We start from the raw sequence: 603 nt of genomic DNA, 5'->3' as shown, positions 1-603 counted from the left end.
AAACTTAAAAACAAGCCTGGAGATAAAACGATCTTGTCAATTCTGATGATCTTTTCACCAAACTCAGATCGGTCAAAGATCAACCGATCGGTTATTTATCCACACATTCATTCTCTAACTTCATGACATCTACATAAAATCAAGCCTAAAAACGTTTCAAAACCCCTGTTTATTCATCCAGCCCATCAGTAGATCCACTTATATGCACCTATATCTGTGGATAAGTTATGAATTGATCATTCTTAATCCATCTCGATGAAATCTTGGACAGTAGATTTTGTTGAAATTTGTTAGACTAGGATTTTTCCATTGTCATGCAGTTATTATGAAACCAGAACCACAATCAGAAGCGGAGTTAATGGAACGCGCTCACGATATTGCCGGACTCAGTTTTGCGGAATTAGCGGACGAAGCAGAGATGATCGTTCCAGAAAACCTCAAACGCGATAAAGGCTGGGTGGGACAATTGCTGGAATGGCATTTGGGCGCTCCTGCGGGTAGCAAACCTCAACAAGACTTTTCCAAACTTGGTATCGAGTTAAAGAGCATTCCAATTGGCTACAACGGACGACCGTTAGAAACTACATTTGTATGCGTTGCACC

The 603-nt window shown here is 40.6% G+C and carries 1 protein-coding gene; it reads left to right on the top strand.

The window, feature by feature from the left end:
* Positions 1–325: 325 nt before the first annotated feature.
* Positions 326–603, top strand: a 278-nt coding sequence (locus R8N47_RS26620) for a MutH/Sau3AI family endonuclease (protein WP_318186285.1), incomplete at its 3' end; no start/stop codon positions are given.

The organism is Vibrio sp. 2132-1 (assembly GCF_033344315.1).
This window is presented reverse-complemented; position numbering and strand designations above follow the sequence as displayed.